The organism is Streptomyces endophytica (genome assembly GCF_026153355.1).
Lineage (GTDB): Bacteria > Actinomycetota > Actinomycetes > Streptomycetales > Streptomycetaceae > Streptomyces > Streptomyces endophytica.
In genome coordinates, this window is record NZ_CP110636.1 from 5299016 (window position 1) to 5318697 (window position 19682).

The window sequence follows — 19682 nt, forward strand, 5'->3', positions numbered from 1 at the left end:
CCTGCGGAACGGTCCGGTCCTGCGCTGTTCCGGACGCGGGTACGGAGTTCTGGGGCTGGTCCGTCATGGAGGTCAGTCCTTCGGGGCGGGGACGGAAAGGGTGCAGCGGTGCGCCGAGCGGCCCGGGTGAGCGGTCCCGGACGAGTGGGGGTGGTACGGGCGGGTCCGGCGCACGAAGGGGGGCGCGCGGAACCGCCGGGCTGGGAGCGGTCAGCCGAGGTCGGTGCGGCGTGCCATCCGGCCGGAGATCTGGAGCCGGTCGATCGCGCCGGTGTCCGGATCGCGGAGGAAGCGTCCGCCGGGCACCCGGCGGCCGGTGGCGGGGTCCACCAGGTCGCAGCTCAGGTCCGGATGACAGACCAGCGGGGCGGGGCTGTCGCCGTTGACGGACAGGGTCAGGGAACCCTGCTCGTCGGCCGTGACGCGGTAGTCGACGGTGCCGTTGCGGTAGGTACCGGCGCACTGGGGAAGTGCGCGGACGGGGGCGCCGTCGCGCGGACCGGGGGCGGGCGGGACGCGCACGCCGGCGATCCGGTCGAGGTCGTCGGCCAGTTCGTGCCACAGGGCGGTGCCGCTGTTGGCGTTGCTGGTGAAGGCGACGACCTCGCCGCTGTCCGGTTCGGCCCGCAGGAAGCAGGACGTGCCCTGGGCGTTGCCGTCATGGCCGCACCACTGCCGGCCGCCGTCCTGGAAGAGCGCCAGGCCCAGTCCCCAGGCATCCGCGAGGACTCCCGGGTGGGCACCGGGGACGGGGCGGCGCATCTCCGCGGCGTCCTCCTCCGTCAGCACCGTACGGGGGCCTTCGCCGGTCAACGCCCGCCCCAGCGCGACCAGATCGAGCGCACTGGCCAGCAGCGCGCCGGCCGGTGCCTCCACCGGCGCCAGGGTCTGCTGCACCGGGCGGACGCGGCCGGTCAGGGCGTTCGCGGAGTGGCCGCGCGCCACCGGTCTCGCGGGTACGGCGTCGGTGAGGAAGGCCGGTGCGGTGCCCAGGGGTTCGAGCAGGAAGGCCCGTACGGCCTCCTGCCAGGACATGCCGGTCACCTCTTCGACCAGCCGTCCGGCGGCGACGTATCCGGCGTTGGAGTAGGAGAAGCCGGTGCCGGGCGGGCACACGGTGGCGGTGGCGTGGCCGGACAGGTAGCGGGCCGGGGTCAGCGCCGCCGCGTCGTCGGAGTCGGGCCCCGTCGGGAGACCGGCGGTGTGGCTGAGCAGCTGCCGCACGGTCGTCCGCGGCAGCCGCGCCAGCTCCGGTACGTACGTGCCGACGGGGTCGGTCAGCGACACATCGCCGTCGGCGACGAGCAGCATGACCACGGCCGCGGTGTAGACCTTGGTGACGGACCCCAGCGGCACCGCGGTGCCACTGCCCACCGGTTCCCCGGTGGCGGCGTCCGCGACCCCCGTGTGCACCGCGTACGTCACCCCGCCCGTATGCAGGGCGAGTTGGGCTCCGGGCACCTGGTGGGCGCGGGCGAGGGTGTCCAGACGCTCCTGTAAGAGGCGTCGTATCTGCGTCGGCTGCCGGGTGGTGACCGGAGCAGGCGTGGCGTACGGCATGAGAAGGGAACTCCCGGAATCGGGGACGAAGGAGGGATGACGCGCGGCCCGCCGGGCGGGCTATCGCCGCTGAACCTCGACCGGCAGTCGGCGGACGCTGACGATGACGGCCGGATTCTGCAGCTCGACCTCGTCGCGACAGGGGATCGCCAGAGCGGAGAAACGATCCATCAGCTGCCGCAGCGCGATCCGGGCCTCCAGCCTGGCCAGGGGGGCACCGAAACAGAAGTGGATGCCGTGCCCGAACGTCAGGTGGGGATTGGGGCTGCGGGTCACGTCGAAGACGTCGGGGTCGGCGAACCGGCCGGCATCGCGGTTGGCGGTGGCCAGGTTCGCCATCACCACGGAGTTCGCGGGGATGGTCCGGCCGGCGAGCTCGACGTCGCGGGTGGTGCGGCGGCCCAGTTCGGGGAACGGCGGGAGCCAGCGCAGCACCTCCTCGATGGCGTCCGGCAGCCGGCCGGGCTCGGCCCGCAGCAGCGCGGCGGCCTCCGGGTACTGGTCGAAGGTCACCACGGCGTTGCCGAGCAGCGCGGTCGTGGTGATGTGCCCGGCCACCAGCAACAGGGCCACGAACCCGACGATCTCCTCGTCCGCCAGCCGGGTGCCGTCCACCTCGGCCGCCAGCAGCCGGCCGATCAGCCCGTCGCCCGGGTCCTTCCGCTGCTGCCGGATGTGGTCCAGGAAGTAGCCGTTCATCTCGCGGACGGTCGGCGCGATGGAATCCAGCGCCTGCTCCACATCCGCCATGTCCAGCGATTCGCCGATGCCGTCCCCGGCGAACAGGGTGGTCGCCCAGTCCTGGAACATCCCGCGGTCGCTGACCGGCACGCCCATCAGCTCGGCGATCACGATGATCGGCAGCGGGTAGGCCAGCGCGTCCGCCAGGTCGAACCGGTCGTGGTCCGCCACGGCGTCCAGCAGTTCCCGGGTGATGGCCTCGATCCTCGGCTCCAGCCCGGCTACCACGCGCGGGGTGAACGCCTGGCTGACCAGGGTCCGCAGGGTGCGGTGCGCCGGCGGGTCCATCCCGACGAAGTTGCCCCGGCGGAAGGCCTCGAAGTCCTCCTGGGTGGGGACCAGGCCCGAGAAGTCGGAGGAGTACGTCGCCGGGTCGGCGAGCACGGCGGTGACCCCGCGGTGATCCGCCACCTGCCACAGCTTCTGGTCCTCGTCGTAGCGGACCGGACCGGCCTCCCGCCGCGTGCTCCACCGGTCGAGGAGCGCGTCGAAGGCGAAAGGGGCCCGGCTCACCTGCTTGCTGGTCACCGCTTCTCCCTGAAGGCCGGACGGAAACGGGGGGCGGAGCAGGAAAAGGAGCATTCTCCGCGCGGGGGCGGTGCCCCTATCGGTCCGCAGCCGGGTATGCCGCCGGATAAGCACCTTTCCGAACGGCACGAGGAACTCACTGTCACCGCAAACTCCAGATCCTGTTGCTGGCTGCCGAGTTGTCGTTGTGCATGCGTTTCGCGCCGCGTCGCCCAGGCTGCCCATGACGAAATGACCGCAGCCGGAACGGCGGTAGCGGTATTCACGATGTCACCGGCGTCACCGGTGGAATGGCGCAGCGTACGCACCGGTCAGCGCGCCGGCCCGGTGGCCGACGGTCTTATGCGGCCGTGCGGGCCGGGCGGTGCCTTTGGCCGACCGCGACGGCCGCATATGCGTCCGGGCGCGGACAGCCGACGAGATACCGTCCGGGCCTCGCCGTGTACCCCCTCCGCCTCGATGCACACATCCGATGCGATGCGGACATCTGCGGGGTCCTTTCCCCGCTCCGCGTCCCCGCGAGGACGCCCGGCGGCCCATGCACCATGGCCCGGCTCGCTATCACAGACCCCCCACATAAGAGCTGCTGACAACCGACGCGCACCTGAATCCCCTCGGCACGTCGCAGCCCATTACATACGAGCCGGCGACGCCCGAAAGGAGGAACGAGAGAAGAGTACGTATTACCGACAAGTACCGTTCGGCATTCTCTACGATCCGTGCTGCAGAAGCTTTTTGCGCCAGTTCGACGTGGCCACAGTCTCACCCCCGGTGACGCACTAGCAACCCCCACCAAGACTAACCGAGGGTAACTTTTACCCTCATTTACTTGAACGCCCGCCAACCCCGGAGACCTCCGTTGCACATGGGACGAGGGAATCGTCCGCCCGTTCGAACAAGGGCCCAGGCCGGCAGCCGCAACGGGACCGCCCGGCGGGCCGGAAGTGTACGCGAGCACAGTTCTTCACGGGGAGGATTCTGCAGTGCCGGTCCAGCCAGGAAGAGGCCGCACCCGATGTCTGACTTTCGACGGCCTATTCATGGCCGAATTTCATGCATTGCCAGGGGGCGTACGCCGGAGTACTCGTCTCTCGGCCGGATTTGCCGGAATGCCCTGGCGAGGCGGGTCGCCGCGGGAGGGCACCCGGTGGGCTCCCCCGCCGCGGAGGGTGGGCCCCGCGCGCGCCCCGGAGGGGCGGGATGTGAAGATGCCACCATGAGCAACAACAACGTGTACTTCGACATCACCATCGACGGCGAGCCGGCCGGCCGGATCGTCTTCACCCTGTTCGACGACGTGGTCCCCCAGACCGCACGGAACTTCCGCGAGCTCGCCACCGGCCAGAACGGCTTCGGCTACGAGGGCTCCGGCTTCCACCGGGTCATCCCGGCCTTCATGCTCCAGGGCGGTGACTTCACGGCCGGCAACGGGACCGGCGGCAAGAGCATCTACGGCGAGAAGTTCCCGGACGAGAACTTCCAGATCAAGCACACCAAGCCCGGCCAGCTGTCGATGGCCAACGCGGGCCCGAACACCAACGGTTCGCAGTTCTTCATCACCACCATCGTCACCGACTGGCTCGACAACAAGCACGTCGTCTTCGGCGAGGTCGTCGAGGGCATGGACGTCGTGAAGAAGATCGAGGCCCTGGGCTCGAGCAGCGGTGCCACGAGCGCCAAGATCGTCATCGCCAAGTCGGGCGTGGTCGGCGAGTAGTCCCTCCTCGGAACCGAGCCCGAGCGCCCCTCACGCGGGGGCGCTCGGCCGTTTCCGCCCGCTCGACGGCCGCCGAGCCGTTCCCAGGCACTGGCGCCGGCGCCTCCAGCGCGATGAGGTGGCTTCCACGCGGACGGGAGCGGACGGGAGGAGTGCGGGCATGGAGTTGGAGCTTCGGCACCTGAGGGTGCTGTGCGCGATCGCCGACGCCGGGAGTGTGGGCCGGGCGGCCTCGGAACTGGGGTACTCGCAGCCGGCGATGAGCACCCAACTCCAGCGGATCGAGCGGCACTTCGGACGCCCGCTGTTCGAGCGGCGCCCTTCGGGCGTCGAGCTGACGCGGTACGGCACAGAGGTCCTGGCACAGGCCCGGGACGTCCTGGCCCGGGCGGCCGCGATAGGGCGCCTGCCGGCCGCGGGCCCGCGCGCCGGCCGGCCGCTCCGCCTCGCGGCGACCAACTCGCCGGTGCTCGCCGGCATGCTGGTCCGGCTCCGCAGCCGGCTGTCCGATCTCGCGCTGACGGTGAGCAGCGTGTATCCGTCCTCGGAGATCGTCGAGCTCCTGGAGCGCGGCGAGGTGGACGCCGCGATCGCCGCCGACTACCCCGGACGTGAGCTGCGGCACTCCGCCGCCGTGGCGCACCGCGGGATCGTCACCGAGCCGAGCTTCGTCGCCCTGCCGTCCGGGCACCGGCTGCAGCACTGCCAGGAGGTGGCGCTCGCCGACCTGGCCGACGACCCGTGGTTCCTCACCCCGGACGACGGCGCGGGCTGGCCGGGCGTCTTCTACGCGGCCTGCGACGCGGCCGGCTTCACCCCGGCGGCGGTGCATGAATTCCTGGGCGACCAACAGCAGTTGCAGAACATGATCGCCGAGGGGCTGGGGGCCTCCATCGTGCAGGCGACGTTCCGGCCGATCCCCGGCGTCCTCGTCAAACCGCTGGCCGGCACGCCCTTGTGGTGCCGTTATGTGCTGGCCTGGCGGCACGGGAGCCCTGCCGACGAGGTCGCGGACACCCTCTTCACCTCCGCCGCCGCGGCGTACCGCGCGCTCATCGCGCAGTCACCGCACTTCCGTTCCTGGGCCTCACGCACCTGGAACGTGACGACCAGACCGTAACCGGCCCGCCCAAGTCCCCGATGAGCCACTGGGGTTCCTGAGGTCCGTGAGTCCCAAGGTTATGGCCATGGTGTGCCATGTGCTATGTCACACCGTATTGTCGCGGCCCGGCGCGCGCTGAGAAGGTGCCAGCCACGCCTCAGCCCCATTCCGAGGCGTATCTCACCCCCACGAAGGAGCATGGATGCGCTACCGCTTCCCCCTGCCCAGATGCGTGACCGGTGCCCTGGCCGCCTGCGCCACCCTTGCCGGCCTCGTGACCGCACCGGCACTGGCGGCTCCGCGCCCGCCGGCCGCCCCGGACCAGGCCGTGTCCGCGAGCACCACCGCCCACCCCGTACCGCCGACCGGCCCGACCGTCGGCGCGAACGAGCGGCCCGCGTTGCAGCGCCGTCCCCTCCAGGTCCCCCAACTCCCCCCGCTCAGCGCACAGAAGCCCGCCGTTTCGTCGGCCGTCACGGGACGGCACCACGCCCCGAAGCCGGGCCGCCAGGCCTCCTGCAGCCCGGGCGACTTCGGCAGCCGCACCGGGTCGGACCTGGTCGCCTTCGTCCAGGCCTCGACGACGGACTGCGTCAACACCCTGTTCAGCATCACCGGCAGCGATGCCCACGCCGTCTTCCGCGAGGAGCAGATGGTCACCGTCGCCAACGCCTTCAAGGGCGGCGCGACGGCCTATCCCGGTGACAACTCGACCAAGGTGTTGCAGCTCGTGCTGTTCCTGCGCGCCGGCTACTACGTGCAGTCCAACCATCCGGACGACGTCGGTGCCTACGGCCCGAATCTGGCAGCGGCCAGCGAGGGGAGCCTGGACGCCTTCTTCGCCAACTCGCGCTCCAGGGACGTCACTTCCGGAAACGGAGACGTCCTGAGCGAGGTCGTCATCCTCACCGACAGCGCCAACGAGCAAGGCCGCTACCTGAACACCTACAAGCAGCTGCTCAGCGGCTACAACAGCTCCTACGACAAGATCCCCAGCATGCTGGCCGCCGTCAACAACGTCTACACCCCGCTGTGGCGCGGAAACTGGAACCCCGACTACGTCAAAGCGGTCACGGCCGATCCGAGCATCATCGACACCCTCGACAAGTTCGCGCTCGCCCACCTGGACATGCTGGGCACCGCCAACTCCTACCTCGACTCCAACGCCGGGATGAATGTCGCGCGGTACGTCGAGCACCAGGCCCTCCGGGACAAGGTCCGGCCGCTCATGAAGGGCCTGCTGAACGCCTCGAAGATCACCGGCCCGACGGCGCCCCTGTGGGTCACCGTCGCATCCCAGGCAGACTCCTACGACAAGGACAACTGCTCCTACCTCGGCGTCTGCGACCTCTCCGACCAGCTGACGAAGGCGGCGCTGCCGGTCACCCATGAGTGCGATGCCACGCACACCATCAAGACGCAGGCGCTGACCGCCGAGGAGCTGGAGGCCACCTGCGCCAGTGTCCTGAGCCAGGACGCGTACGTCCACGACCTGGTGAAGAACGACGGTCCGATACCCAACCAGTACGAATCGACCGTTCAGCTCGTCGTGTTCGGCAGTCGCAGCGACTATCAGACCTACGCCGGGGCCATCTTCGGCGTCGACACCAACAACGGCGGGATCACCATGATCGGGGACCCGACGAAGCCCGACAACAAGCCCATGTCCATCATGTACCAGAGGAGCGACGACAACGGTTTCCCGGCCCGGATCTGGAACCTCAACCACGAGTACACGCACTACATCGACGCCCGTGACGACATGAAGGGCGACTTCGGCAAGCAGACGTCCGTGCCGGACGTCTGGTGGATCGAGGGCTTCGCCGAGTACGTCTCGTACGGCTACCGCAAGATCACCGACGACGAGGCGGTCAGCGAGGCCGGGAAGCACACCTACAAGCTGAGCACGCTGTTCGAGAGCACCTACGACAACAGCGACGTGACCCGGACCTATCCCTGGGGCTACCTCGCGGCGCGCTACATGATCGAGAAGCACCCCAACGACGTCGCCACCATGCTGGGCCACTTCCGCACCGGTGACTACGCGGCCGGCTACGCCGTCTACCACGACACCATCGGCACCCGCTACGACGCCGACTTCGATGCCTGGCTCACCGCCTGCGCTTCCGGCGCCTGCGCCGCCAAGGCGCACCACGCCTGATCGACCGAACGTCTCCTGCCGGTTCCCATAGCGGGTGCCCATAACGGGTGCCCCTACCGCCGGCGCCCCTGCCGGCCGACGCATGACGACGTCGGCCGGCAGGGGCGATCACGGCGCACCCCTGCCGGGCCGCGACCGCGCCTCAGCCGGCGGCAGCACCGAACCACTTCGGCAGTCGGGCGGTCAGCTCCTGCTGACCGTCTCCGACCCACGCCACATGGCCGTCCGGCCGCAGCAGCACCGCGGGGACGTCCAGTTCCTCGCTGACGTCGACGACGTGATCGACCCGGTCCGCCCAGCCCGCCACCGAGAGCCGGCCGGTCTGGTCGAGCAGCAGCCCGCGGCCGCCGTGCATCAGCTCGTAGAGGCGCCCCTGCTTCAACTCCACGTCCCGCAGCCGACGCCCGAGCAGTTCGTGACCCGCACCGAAGTCGTAGCGGACGCCGATCGCGGTGATCTTCTCGATCAGGTACCGGTTGACCTCCTCGAAGTCCATCAGTTCCGCCAGCAGCCGGCGCACCGCCTGCGGGCCCGGCTCGGTGGACATCAGCTCCATCTGCGCGCGGGTGTTGTCGAGCACGTCGGCGGCCACCGCATGCCGTTCGGTCTGGTAGCTGTCCAGCAGGTCCTCCGGTGCCCAGCCGCCCACCGCGGCGGCGAGCTTCCAGCCGAGGTTGAACGCGTCCTGGATGCCGAGGTTGAGGCCCTGCCCACCGGTCGGCGGGTGGATGTGCGCCGCGTCGCCCGCCAGGAACACCCGGCCGACGCGGTAGCGCTCGGCCTGCCGGGTGGCGTCGCCGAAGCGGGACAGCCAGCGCGGCGCGTGGACGCCGAAGTCGGTGCCGGCGGTCACCCGCAGCTGGTGCCTGAACTCCTCGAAGGTGGGCGGCGTCGCGCGGTCCTCGGCCAGTCCCTCGGCCGGCACGACGACGCGGTGGAACCCGTCCCCGAGGGGCATGAACCCGAACCGCTTCTGCGTCTTGCGGACTTCGGTCATCACAGCGGTGAGCTCCTCCTGCGCCATGTCCACCGCCATCTCCCCGAGCAGCGTCTCGACCGTGCTGGGCTCACCGGGGAAGCCGACACCGAGCAGCTTGCGCACCGTGCTGCGGCCGCCGTCGCAGGCGACGAGGTAGCGCGAGCGCAGCCGCGTGGAGTCGGCCAGTTCGACGGTCACGCCGTCGTCGTCCTGGCCGAGTCCGACCACTTCACGGCCGCGCCGGATCTCGGCGCCGAGTGCGGTGGCGTGCTCCGTCAGCAGACGGTCGGTGACCGGCTGCGGGATGCCGAGGACGTAGCCGTGCGCACTGTCCAACTGGCCGGGCCACGGCTTGTCGATGGCGGCGAAGAAGCCGCCGACCCGGTACTGCCGGCCCCGCTCCAGGAAGCGCTCCAGCAGACCGCGTTGGGCCATCACCTCGATGCTGCGCGCGTGCAGGCCGAGCGCACGGACTACCTTGGTCGGCTCCGCCGCCTTCTCCAGCACGACCACGTGCACGCCGTGCAACCGCAATTCGGCGGCCAGCATCAGGCCGGTCGGTCCGCCACCGGCAATGATCACGTCGATCACAACAATCCCCGTTTCCGCAGGTCCTGGCTTCAGCTGGGCGATTCTGCGGCATCCCGGGGGCCTTGCCGCAAGGCCCCCCATGCGCTATATGTTGAGAGTGGCAAGGAGCGGATGCGCTCTTTGCCCTTCTTTTTTGTCGTCCGGTGCGGACGGACGGCTTCCTCGCGCAGCGGCGGTTCGGCACCGCCAAGACTCCCCCTTCGGGGCCTTGTGGCCTGCGTCACGGTGTGGCTAAGCTCCGGCACGCTTCGAGCACATTTCCTTCGCAAGGTGACCTAAACGTGTGTCGATCTTCACGATCTGCACACAGATGTGGGGTGGCTTCGCATGGAACGAAGACCGGCGGAGCCCTCCGCAGGCGACGCGCCGTACGACTTACCTCAGGACTCCCGGCCGGGCACCCTCGCCGGCAGCACGCCCTCCGCCCGTCGCGACATCCGGCTCTTCTGGTGGGCCGGCACCTCCGACGCACTGGGCAGCCAGGCGTCCGGACTCGTCCTGCCGTTGTTGCTGCTGAGCCTGGGCCACTCGCCCGCCGAGGTCGGCGCCGTCGCGGGGCTCTCCGCGGCGGCGACCCTGCTGCTCGGTCCGCTCGCCGCCGTTCCCGCCGACCGCGGGGCGCGCAAGCGGGTCATGGTGGGCTCCGCGGTGGTGTCTGCCGCATCGATGACCGTCGTCACCGCGGCGGCATGGTCTGGCTCGGCCCCGCTGGCCGTGCTCCTCGCCGTCGTGCTCGTCGAACGGTCGGCGACCGCCTGCTACGAGACGGCGTCCCTCGGCACCGTCGCCCTGGTGTGCGCCCCCGCGGACCACCGCCGCGTCCTGTCCCGATTACAGGCGGGGGAACGGGCCGCCCTGGTCCTGGGACCCGCGCTGGGCGGACTGCTCTTCCACACCGGGCGCTGGCTGCCGTTCCTCGCGGACGCGGTGTCGTACGTCGTCGCCGCGGTCTGCATCGGGGCCATGCGGGCCGGCCTGTCACCGCGGCACACCGGACGTCCGGCGGCCGGCGGACCGTCCCGGCCCTGGCGGACGCTGGCCGCCGAGGCCGGGGCCGGGCTCGGCGTGGTGCGCCGGGAGCCCTTTCTCCGGCTGGCGCTGGTCTGGATCGCGGCCGTCAACGCCGTGCTCGCCGCGCTGTATTACACGGCGGTGTTCGCCCTGCAGGACCACGGCCGGGGCGCGGCTCCGCTGGGTGTGGTCCTCGCGCTGGCCGGGGCGGCCGGTCTGGCCGGTTCGCTCGCCGCGCCCCGTCTGGCCGGCCGGCGCACCGCGACACAGGTGCTGGGGGCGGTGTCCTGGCTGCTCGTGCCGCCCGCCGCGGCCCTGGCGGTGGCCCGCGACGCCTGGCAGTTCGGCCTGCTCTTCGGTCTGCTGTGCGCGCTGACCCCGCTCGCCACCGTGGCACTCCAGGCCCGGGTCCTCCAGGTCGTCCCGCCCGAACTGCAGGCCCGTACCGGGACCGTGCTGGCCACCGCGTCGGGCGCGGCCGCGGCCGTGGCGCCGGCGATCGCCGGGCTGGTGACCGATCAGGCGGGGACCGTCGCGATGTCCCTGGGCTGCGCCGTGGTGCTGGCCGGACTGGCGCTGTACGCGACCTGCTCCCCGGCGTCCCGTCACGACACGGTGGCGTCCCGCCCCGGCCCGCAGGAATCCCCCACCACCCCGAAGGAGCGGGCATGAACGCGTCCGCGGCACACGCCCGCCCACTCCAGGCCCCGGCACGGGCTTCCAGGTCTACCGGCCGGCGCTCCCCGAGGTCTGCCCACGCGACCCGGCCCGGATGGCACTCGCCGCGGACGCCGACGGCCGGTGCGAGATCTTCACCTGGGACGCCCGTACGGGCACCACGCGCCGGGTCACCGACAGCCGCGACGGGACGCTGCACTGCGCGGTCGACGCGGACGCCCGGGTGTGGTGGTTCGCGGAGGACCGGAGCGGCCGGGGGCGGTGGTACTTCCAGGACTTCGGCGGCGGTCCGGCCGTCCCGGGCCTGGCCGGGCTCCGGCCGGGACTGCCGTACGGCCTCGCGGTCAGCGACACCGGGACGGCGGCGATCGGCCTGGGGGACGGCCGCCGTACGACCGTGCACCTCGGCACCACGGGCGGCCCGGGCCGTCCGGTACTGACCGTCGACGGCGCTGCGCTGCTCACGGGCATCTCGCCGACGGGCCGGCTGCTGGCGGTGTCCGGGCCGGCCGGTTCCGATCGTGCGGTCACCCTCGTGGGCTGTTCCGACGGGGAGGCCGCGGAGGTCGCCCGGCTGTCCGGACGGCGCGGGCGGCTGTGGGCACTCGGTTTCGCCCCGGGGGCGGCGGTGGACGGGGAGCTGCTGCTCGTCCAGGAGGCCGACGAGCGCTATCTGCTGGCCAGTTGGACGCCCGGCGGCGGGTTGCGGAGCCATGACTGGTGCCGCTTCGACACCGAGATCACGGCGCGCTGGTACCCCGCGGGGCGCCGGGTCCTCGTCCGGCAGGACCGGCACGGCCGTTCCACCCTCGCCACCGCCGACCTCGACCGGTGCACCCTCACCACGGTCCGCACGCCACCCGGCACGCTGCTGGACGCCGCCCCGCACCCGGGCGACGACGTGCACTACCTCTGGACCGACACCACCACTCCCCGCAGCTGCGCTCCACGGCCGGCACCCGGCTGCCCGCGCTCGGCGGCCTGCCCGCGCCCGTTCCCGGCCGGCACCGCGACCTGTGGACGCCCGGCCCGGACGGACCGGTGCACACCCTGCTGAGCCAACCGGCCCCGGCGGCCGGCCCGCGGCCCCCGCTGGTCTTCCTCGTGCACGGCGGTCCCGCCGACCACGACCGCGACGCCTACGACCCGCAGGTGCACTCCCTGGTCGCCTCCGGATTCGCGGTCGCCCGGGTCAACTACCGCGGCTCCACCGGCTACGGGCCGCGCTGGCGCACCGCGTACGCCGAGGGCGTCGGGCTCGCCCAGGTCGCCGACCTGGTCGCGGTCCGGGCCGATCTGCTGCGCCGCGGCCTGGCCCGCGAGGACGCCCTCGGGCTGTGGGGCACCTCCTGGGGCGGCTATCTGACCCTGCTGGCACTCGGCACCCGGCCCGGCCTGTGGCGGGCGGGCGTCGCCGTCAAACCGGTCGCCGACTGCGCGGCGGCGTACCGTGCCGGCACCCCCGCGCTACGCGCCCTGGACGAGCGGCTGTTCGGCGGCACCCCCGAGACCGTCCCCGACCGCTACCGGCGCAGTTCACCGCTCCACTACGCCGCCGACGTCCGCGCCCCGCTGCTGGTCATCGCCGCGAGCCTCGACGCCAAGTGCCCGCCCGGCCAGGTACGCGGCTATCTCGCCGCCCTGCGGGCGGCCGGCGTGGCACACGAGTCGATGTGGCTGGCGACCGGACACGACGGATACGCCGGCGCCGACCACATGGCCGTCCTGCGGCGCGCCCTGGGCTTCCTCGACCGGCACCTGCGCCCGGCCCCGGCGGCCCACCAAGCTCCCCGCTTCCCCGAGAGCGGGGTGTCCGGGAGCACCGGCCCATCCGGTGCCCCCGGATCGCACGATCCGAACTCCGTTCACTGACAAGGAGATGCAGTCATGCAGAAGGACATCATCCACAACGACCCGCTCGCGGGCGACGAGGAGAACCGCAAGCCCGGCATCGGCATCACGGTGACCGTCCCGTTCCGTACCGCGGAAGACACCGAGGAGGAGTGACCTCACCGGCCGGCCCGGTACACCACCGGGCCGGCCGGCCCACCTCACCCCGCCGGCCCGCTCGCGTCCGCCGGCCACCTCACGTCCCCGTCACCACCCACGAGGAGCCGACATGCGCGTCCTGCTGGTCAACATGCCCTGGTCCCCGATCGATCTGCCGTCCCTGGCGCTCGGCATCCTCCGGCGCAGCGTCGACGAACGCACCACGGGACACGCCGACGTCCTGCACGCCAACCTGGAGTTCACCGACTGGATCACCCGGCGCACCGACTTCACCGGCGACGACTACCAGTTCTACGCGCTCTCCTCGTACTTCATGGGGTGCGGCGACTGGGTGTTCTCGTCCGCGCTCTACGATGATCCCGAGTGGCGCACGGCGGAATTCAGCGCCGCGATGCGCGGCAAGCTGAAGGCCGGGCGGTTGCGCATGTCGCACCAACTGCACCGCGTGGTACCGGAGTTCGTACAGGAGATCGCCGAGCGGATCGTGGCCGACGGGCCCGATGTCGTCGGCTTCACCTCCACCTTCCAGCAGAACACCGCCGCGCTCGCCGCCGCCAAGTACGTCAAACGGCTCGCCCCGCACATCAAGACCGTCATGGGCGGCGCCAACTGCGACGCCGAGCAGGGCGCCGCCGCCCACCGCAACTTCCCCTTCCTGGACTTCGTGGTCCGCGGCGAGGGCGAGGCCGCGTTCCCCCAGCTGCTGACCGCGCTCGACGAGGGCACGGACCTGGCGGCCGTGCCGGGGCTGTGCCACCGCGGCGCCGACGGCACGAGCACCGCCAACCCGATGAGCACCAGCCCGTTGCCGCCCGCGGCCATCCTGCCGCCCGACTACAGCGGCTACTTCGAGCGCCTGGCCACCTCCGTCGCCCGCAACTGGGTGGAGCCCAAGCTCGTCGTCGAAGGGGCGCGCGGCTGCTGGTGGGGCGAGAAGCACCACTGCACCTTCTGCGGTCTCAACGGCTCGTTCATGCAGTTCCGCAGCAAGAGCCCGGACATCTTCTACACCGAGATCATGGACCTGGCGCGCCGGCACCGCGTGCTCGACATGTACGTCGTCGACAACATCCTCGACATGGGCTACCTCGGCACCGTCCTGCCCCGCATCATCGACAGCGGCTACGACCTGCGGATGCATATCGAGATCAAGGCCAATATGCGCCGGCCGCAGCTGCGCACCCTGGCCGACGCGGGCATGATCTACGTGCAGCCGGGCATCGAGAGCCTGAACAGCCGGGTGCTCGACCTGATGGACAAGGGCGTCAGCGGCTGCCAGAACGTCCGCATGCTCCGGGACGGGGCCGAGACCGGACTCTCCGTCTCCTGGAACTACCTGCACGGCTTCCCCGGCGAGACCGCCGCCGACTACGAGCCGGTCATCGCCCAGATCCCGGCGCTGGAACACCTCAACCCACCGGTCGACCTGTCCGCGCGGATCGCCATCGAGCGCTTCAGCCCGTACTTCAACCGGCCCGAACTCGGCTTCACCGGGCTGCGCCCCGAGGAGCACTACCGCTTCACCTACGACCTGCCCGAGAGCGAACTGCTCGATCTCGCCTACGTCTTCGAGGCCCCGGAACGCGGCATCGGCGAGCCCACCGTCACCGCCCTCAACGAGGCACTGGGCGCCTGGAAGAAACGCCACACGAACAGCAGGCTCACCCATGCCGACCTCGGCGACCGGATCGTGCTCGTCAGCCGCCGGCACGCCTTCGACTGGGGCACGAGGGAACTCACCGACCCGGTCGAGACCGAGGCGTTCCGCCTCCTCGACCAGCCGCACGCGCCCGCCGCGCTGGCCCGCAAGCTCGCCGCGCGCCTGCCCGAGCACACCCTCGACGCCGCCACGGTGCACGCCCTCCTCCAGCACTGGGTGACGCTCGGCCTGGTCTTCACCGACGGCGGCCAGTACGTCCACCTCGCACCGGCCGCGGTCAACGAGGACCTGCTGCGCCTCGACTTCATGCGGCACAGCCAGGGGGCGGCCACCGAGCGCCCGGAGTCCGGCGCGACGGCTCCCGCCATCGCCCGGGCCTGATCCGGTGTCTGAGCCTGCGGCCCGGGCCCGATCCGGTGTCTGGGCCTGATCCGCCGCCCTCCGCTCCCCAACAAGCACTTCGCACTTCCCAGGAGACCGCATGACCACCGTCCTCACCCCCGCCACCCACCCGGCGCACCGACCGCTGACGCTGCAGGTCTGGCGCGACTACGACGCACAGGCGTGCACCCTGCCCGGCATGAGCCTGGGCCGGCTGGACCTGACCGGCCCGGCCGACGAACAGGCCGCCCAGTTGTGGGAACTCGGCGCCCGCCGCGTGCGGTTCACCGACGAGATCGACCTGACGACGGTGGATTCTCCCGACGCCGCGGCGCACGCCGTCCGCCGGCTGTGCCTGATCCGCGACCTCACGGCGCACGCCGTACTCGTCCAGTGGCGACTGCGGCTGCCCGCCGGTCCCGGCGACGAGGCCTGGCGTGACCTCAGTCATCTCCAGCCGCCCACGGCCCTGACCGGGCCGGCCGATGCCGACGCCGCGCTGACGCAGTGGCGCAACGAGCACTACCTCTGCAAGTGCCTGTGGCGGCAGGGCCCCGGTTTCGTGCAGATCCGCGACCGCCGGTGGGGCGACCTGCGCCGCTTCACGGCCGACGAGCCCGCCTACCGCGAGGCGATCGCCCGGCTGTCCTACGGCGCGCCGTCGTCCGCGGTCCCGGAAGCCATCGCCGCCGACTTCCTGGCCGAACGCCTGGTCAGCCGCACCGGCCCGTTCCTGTGGTGGCTGCCGTACCGGGTGAACCGCTGGATCCAGGAGGCGATGGCGATCTGACCGGCCCGCCCCTGGCCCCGCACGGCCATGCGGGTGACAGATGACGGGGCGGCAACCCGCCGGTACGCACGATCCCGCCCGGGGTCTCACCGCTCCGCTCAGGCACGGGATATCCCCTGCTCACCCCGTGTCCCGGTCACCGCGGGCACCGCCGCGCAGGCTCCTCGGCGCGGCCTTCCGCAGGGGCCCGGTTCGCACTTCGGCCAACTGGCGGGCGGAAGGGAGAACGCATGTCCTGAAGGTGGGAGAACGCCCTCCCGCAGTCTCATCCCTCTTGGAGGAACTCATGCGTTCCATATCCGCTCTCTGCGGTGTCGTGGTCGTCGGCGGTGCGCTGGCCCTGAGCAGCCCGGCCGTACATGCCGAGACGGCCAAGGGCGGCTCGTGCTCCGGCGCGATGTCCGCGGCCAAGCAGGCCAAGTCCTCGTACGACTCCTACGACCGGGAGCTCAGGGACCTCACCAATCAGGGCGGACACCCGGACCGGTCGCAGCGCGACCACCTGGGCAGGCTCAAGATGAAGTGGAACGACGCGTCCTCCATGGCGGACCGGACCTGCGGGAAGTCCAAGCCCGCCAAGCCCCGCCCCAAGGCCATGCCGAAGTCCATGCCGAAGGCCATGCCGCACGGCAAGGTGAAGGCCGGCGCCGGGGCCATGAGTGCCACGTCGGGTCCGTCGGACCTGGCCCTCACGTCGTCCGCGGCACTGATCTCGGGTGCGGCCGGGGTGTGGCTGCTGCGCCGCCGTGACGGCGAGGAGCTCGGCTGACCCCGATTCTCGGGTCACCGGAGCTCTGCCCCCACCGCCTGTCCGTGGCCCCCGCCACCGGCAGCCGGGGGGGCAGGGCTCCGCCCCGTCACCACCCCACCGCGCCAGTCATCGCGCGCCAGTCATCGCGCGCAAGACACCTCTTGCCAGACATCTCTTGCAAGACATCTCGTGAAAGACATCTCGTGAAACGCCTCTCGCCTGTGTCCCTCCCCCCGCGCACCGCCCGCGTCGTGTCCCTCTTCCTGGCCGTCGCCGGCATCGCCTGCCTGGTGTGGGGATGGCACAGCCATCGCTCCGCCCCACCACCCCAGCCCCCGCGCGCCGAATCGCTGACCCGGCAACCGGACACCGAAGCCGGCAGCCGCCCAGGGCCTTCGCCGCTTCCGGAGTCGGAACCGTTGCGCGTGCGGATCCCGCGCACCGGCGTTGACGCACCGTTGATGAGACTCGGACTGGACCGCGACCGGCGCCTCGACGTCCCGCCTCCGGACGACCGCAACCTGGCCGGCTGGTACAAGGACGGCGTGGCGCCCGGTGACACGGGAACCGCCTTGATCACCGGACACGTGGACACCAAGACCGGCCCCGCGGTCTTCTACTCGCTCGGCGCGTTGAAGCAGGGCGACACCATCCGCGTGGTCCGCAAGGACGGTCGCACCGCGGTCTTCACGGTGTACGCCGTGGAGGTCTTCAGCGGCACCGACTTCCCGGACGAAAAGGTCTACGGCGCCTCCGCACGGCCCGAACTCCGCGTCCTCACCTGCGGCGGCGGTTACGACCGGGCCCGCCACGAATACCTCGGCAACGTCGTCGTCTTCGCCCGCATGAGCGCCATCGCCTGACGGCGGCCGGGTCGTCCTGGCCCCGCCCCGGACACCCCGTTCAGCGACCGTTGATCCGCCCCCGGAAGGATCCTCCAGGCAAGGTCACACCACCGACCGCGAGGGGAAGAACCCATGGGTGTCGTGAAGTTCGGCCAGCTCGAATGCGTCAAGCAGGAGGACTGGAATGGTAAGGACGACATCTACCTCACGATCAACGGGAAGAAGGTCTACTCGGCTCGAATCGGCGAGGACGACAAGATCACCATCAACAAGACCTTCCACTACGACGGCGACGTCGCCGAGGTCCGCATGTACGAGAGCGACGATGCGGATGACGACGACCTCCTCGGCGAGCAGGTCCCGATCCACGACTTCGGGGAAATGAAGTTCACCGAGGACGACGCGTATTACACGCTCTCCTACCAGCTGATCAAACCGTAGCGGGGATCAGCCGGCGAGAAGGCGGACCGGCAGCAGCCCGATGAGCGGGGGCGCCCCGTTGCCCGCGCCCCCGCAAAGGTCAGCAGGTAAGCTGACCTGCGACGGTGACCTCGTGCTCACCGTCACGGCGGTGGGGCCCGCCGTCCCCAACCGCGGCGACGAGGCCGCCAACGGTCCCTACTTGCGACCCGCATGTGGGCATTCCCACCCATGCCTGGCGAGTAGGAGACGTCCGTGCCGAAGCCCCGACCCTCGATGCTGAACGAACCCGTCGATCCTGACGTCGACCTCCGCGCCCCCGTCCGCCGCAAGGGCCTCCCCCCGCGGCAGGGCCCGGTCGTGGCGGCCGTGGCGCTCGGCGGGGGCGTGGGCGCGGCCGCGCGCTACGGGGCCGCTCTCCTGTGGCCCACCGAACCCGGCGGTTTTCCCTGGACGACGCTGGTCGTCAACGTCGTCGGCTGCGCGATCATCGGTATCTTCATGGTCGTGATCACCGATGTGTGGGCAGCCCACCGGCTCGTCCGCCCGTTCTTCGGCACCGGTGTCCTCGGTGGCTTCACGACGTTCTCCACGTACGCCGTGGACGTCCAGCGCCTGCTGGCCCGGGGCAGGACCGGCGCCGGGCTCGCGTACCTGGCGCTCACCCTGGCCGCCGCGCTGACCGCCGTCTGGATCACCGCCACCTTGACCCGCCGCATCGTCGAGTGGAGGCAGCAGTGAGACTCACCGGCCCCGCCCTGCGCGTCACCGTCTTCATCGGGGAGAACGACACCTGGCACCACAAGCCGCTCTTCACCGAGATCGTCCACCGTGCCCACCGGGCCGGCCTGGCCGGCGCGTCCGTCTTCCGCGGCATCGAAGGCTTCGGCGCCTCGTCCCTGATCCACACCACCCGTCTGCTGTCGCTCAGCGAGGACCTCCCGGTGGCCGTCGTGATCGTCGACACCGAGGACCGGATCCGCGCCTTCCTCCCACAACTGGACGAGCTCGTCAGCGAGGGGCTGGTCATCCTCGACGAGTGCGAGGTCATCCGCTACACGGGCCGCGGCGAGGAGGGACGGGAGCGGTGAACTGGCTGCTCGTGATAGCCGGGGCGGTGGTCGGGGCCCCGCTCCGCTACCTCACCGACCGCGCCGTACAGGCCCGGCACGACACCCTCTTTCCCTGGGGCACGTTCACCATCAACGTGATCGGTTCGCTGATCCTCGGGCTGCTCACGGGGGCGATCGCCGCCGGGGCGGCCTCCTCCCAGATGCAGTTGCTGATCGGCACCGGCTTCTGCGGCGCCCTGACGACGTACTCCACGTTCTCGTACGAGACCCTGCGGCTGGCGGAGGACGGCGCCCGGTTCTTCGCCCTGGCCAACGTCGTGGCGAGCGTGGTGGCGGGCCTCGGCGCCGCCTTCGCCGGCGCGGCCCTGGCCCAGGCCGTCTGGGGTTAGGTCACGGGGATTGCGGGGATCACGGCCGCCCGGCGGTGACCGGCCAGGCACCGCCGCGGAGCCGTACCGCCCGGTTGCCGGTCTCGTCGAGGACGAGGAACGCGGAACGACTGCTGATATCGGCGAGGTGGGTGTCGAGGGGGACGGTACGGCTCCAGCGCAGTCGGCGGCGCGCGACCCGCAGTCCCGCGAGCCGGATGGCCTCGCCGTCGCTCAGACCCGTTCCGGCCGGGGGCCGCACTCCGCAGTGGTGCGCGATCCGCTCGTGCTGCGCCGCGATCCACGGCACCCTACG

17 protein-coding genes and 1 pseudogene are annotated in these 19682 nt (G+C 71.3%); 14 read left to right on the forward strand and 4 right to left on the reverse strand.

Features of this window, described 5'->3' with window-relative positions; all coding sequences use genetic code 11:
* Positions 1-210: 210 nt before the first annotated feature.
* On the reverse strand, positions 211-1560 hold the full coding sequence (locus OJ254_RS23580) for a serine hydrolase domain-containing protein (protein ID WP_265363931.1): 1350 nt from the start codon (positions 1558-1560) through the stop codon (positions 211-213).
* 60 nt (positions 1561-1620) lie between these two features.
* Positions 1621-2829, reverse strand: coding sequence for a cytochrome P450 (locus OJ254_RS23585; RefSeq protein ID WP_265363932.1), 1209 nt, complete (start codon positions 2827-2829; stop codon positions 1621-1623).
* 1216 nt (positions 2830-4045) lie between these two features.
* Here OJ254_RS23585 and OJ254_RS23590 point away from each other — a divergent pair.
* From OJ254_RS23590 to OJ254_RS23600, 3 genes are all read left to right on the forward strand, one after another.
* On the forward strand, positions 4046-4546 hold the full coding sequence (locus OJ254_RS23590; protein WP_265363933.1) for a peptidylprolyl isomerase: 501 nt from the start codon (positions 4046-4048) through the stop codon (positions 4544-4546).
* 160 nt (positions 4547-4706) lie between these two features.
* Positions 4707-5666: a LysR family transcriptional regulator gene (locus OJ254_RS23595; protein WP_265363934.1), complete on the forward strand. Its 960-nt coding sequence runs from the start codon at positions 4707-4709 to the stop codon at positions 5664-5666.
* Between the two features lie 184 nt (positions 5667-5850).
* The gene (locus tag OJ254_RS23600; protein WP_265363935.1) at positions 5851-7809 is read left to right on the forward strand and encodes a collagenase; all 1959 of its coding nucleotides are present in this window, start codon (positions 5851-5853) and stop codon (positions 7807-7809) included.
* 142 nt (positions 7810-7951) lie between these two features.
* On the opposite strand, the gene rox is transcribed toward OJ254_RS23600, so the two are convergent.
* On the reverse strand, positions 7952-9379 hold the full coding sequence (gene rox, locus OJ254_RS23605) for a rifampin monooxygenase (protein WP_265363936.1): 1428 nt from the start codon (positions 9377-9379) through the stop codon (positions 7952-7954).
* A 327-nt stretch (positions 9380-9706) separates the two neighbouring features.
* Here rox and OJ254_RS23610 point away from each other — a divergent pair, with 327 nt between their 5' ends.
* From OJ254_RS23610 to crcB (OJ254_RS23660), 11 genes are all read left to right on the forward strand, one after another.
* The gene (locus OJ254_RS23610; protein WP_265363937.1) at positions 9707-11062 is read left to right on the forward strand and encodes an MFS transporter; all 1356 of its coding nucleotides are present in this window, start codon (positions 9707-9709) and stop codon (positions 11060-11062) included.
* A 100-nt stretch (positions 11063-11162) separates the two neighbouring features.
* Entirely contained in the window at positions 11163-12125 is a 963-nt protein-coding gene (locus tag OJ254_RS23615) for a TolB family protein (protein WP_265363938.1), read from the forward strand.
* Positions 12110-12940, forward strand: coding sequence for an alpha/beta hydrolase family protein (locus tag OJ254_RS23620; RefSeq protein ID WP_265363939.1), 831 nt, complete (start codon positions 12110-12112; stop codon positions 12938-12940). The genes OJ254_RS23615 and OJ254_RS23620 overlap by 16 nt, the downstream gene beginning before the upstream one ends.
* Positions 12941-13187: 247 nt before the next feature.
* Positions 13188-15119, forward strand: coding sequence for a RiPP maturation radical SAM C-methyltransferase (locus OJ254_RS23625; RefSeq protein WP_265363940.1), 1932 nt, complete (start codon positions 13188-13190; stop codon positions 15117-15119).
* 100 nt (positions 15120-15219) lie between these two features.
* The gene (locus OJ254_RS23630; RefSeq protein ID WP_265363941.1) at positions 15220-15909 is read left to right on the forward strand and encodes a DUF5825 family protein; all 690 of its coding nucleotides are present in this window, start codon (positions 15220-15222) and stop codon (positions 15907-15909) included.
* Positions 15910-16195: 286 nt separating this feature from the next.
* The gene (locus OJ254_RS23635) at positions 16196-16678 is read left to right on the forward strand and encodes a hypothetical protein (protein ID WP_265363942.1); all 483 of its coding nucleotides are present in this window, start codon (positions 16196-16198) and stop codon (positions 16676-16678) included.
* A 272-nt stretch (positions 16679-16950) separates the two neighbouring features.
* Complete coding sequence (locus tag OJ254_RS23640; protein ID WP_423836034.1) at positions 16951-17523, forward strand: class F sortase; 573 nt, start codon at positions 16951-16953, stop codon at positions 17521-17523.
* 114 nt (positions 17524-17637) lie between these two features.
* Complete coding sequence (locus OJ254_RS23645; protein WP_265363943.1) at positions 17638-17946, forward strand: hypothetical protein; 309 nt, start codon at positions 17638-17640, stop codon at positions 17944-17946.
* Between the two features lie 255 nt (positions 17947-18201).
* Positions 18202-18666: a fluoride efflux transporter CrcB gene (gene crcB, locus OJ254_RS23650; protein ID WP_265365281.1), complete on the forward strand. Its 465-nt coding sequence runs from the start codon at positions 18202-18204 to the stop codon at positions 18664-18666.
* Positions 18663-19016, forward strand: a complete 354-nt coding sequence (locus OJ254_RS23655; protein ID WP_265363944.1) for a DUF190 domain-containing protein — start codon at positions 18663-18665, stop codon at positions 19014-19016. Before crcB (OJ254_RS23650) ends, OJ254_RS23655 begins: the two co-directional genes overlap by 4 nt.
* Complete coding sequence (gene crcB / locus OJ254_RS23660) at positions 19013-19387, forward strand: fluoride efflux transporter CrcB (protein WP_265363945.1); 375 nt, start codon at positions 19013-19015, stop codon at positions 19385-19387. Before OJ254_RS23655 ends, crcB (OJ254_RS23660) begins: the two co-directional genes overlap by 4 nt.
* A 67-nt stretch (positions 19388-19454) precedes the next feature.
* Here the strand turns inward: crcB (OJ254_RS23660) and OJ254_RS23665 are convergent.
* Positions 19455-19676: pseudogene (locus OJ254_RS23665) on the reverse strand (SAM-dependent methyltransferase); the annotation flags it as partial.
* Between the last annotated feature and the right edge of the window lie 6 nt (positions 19677-19682).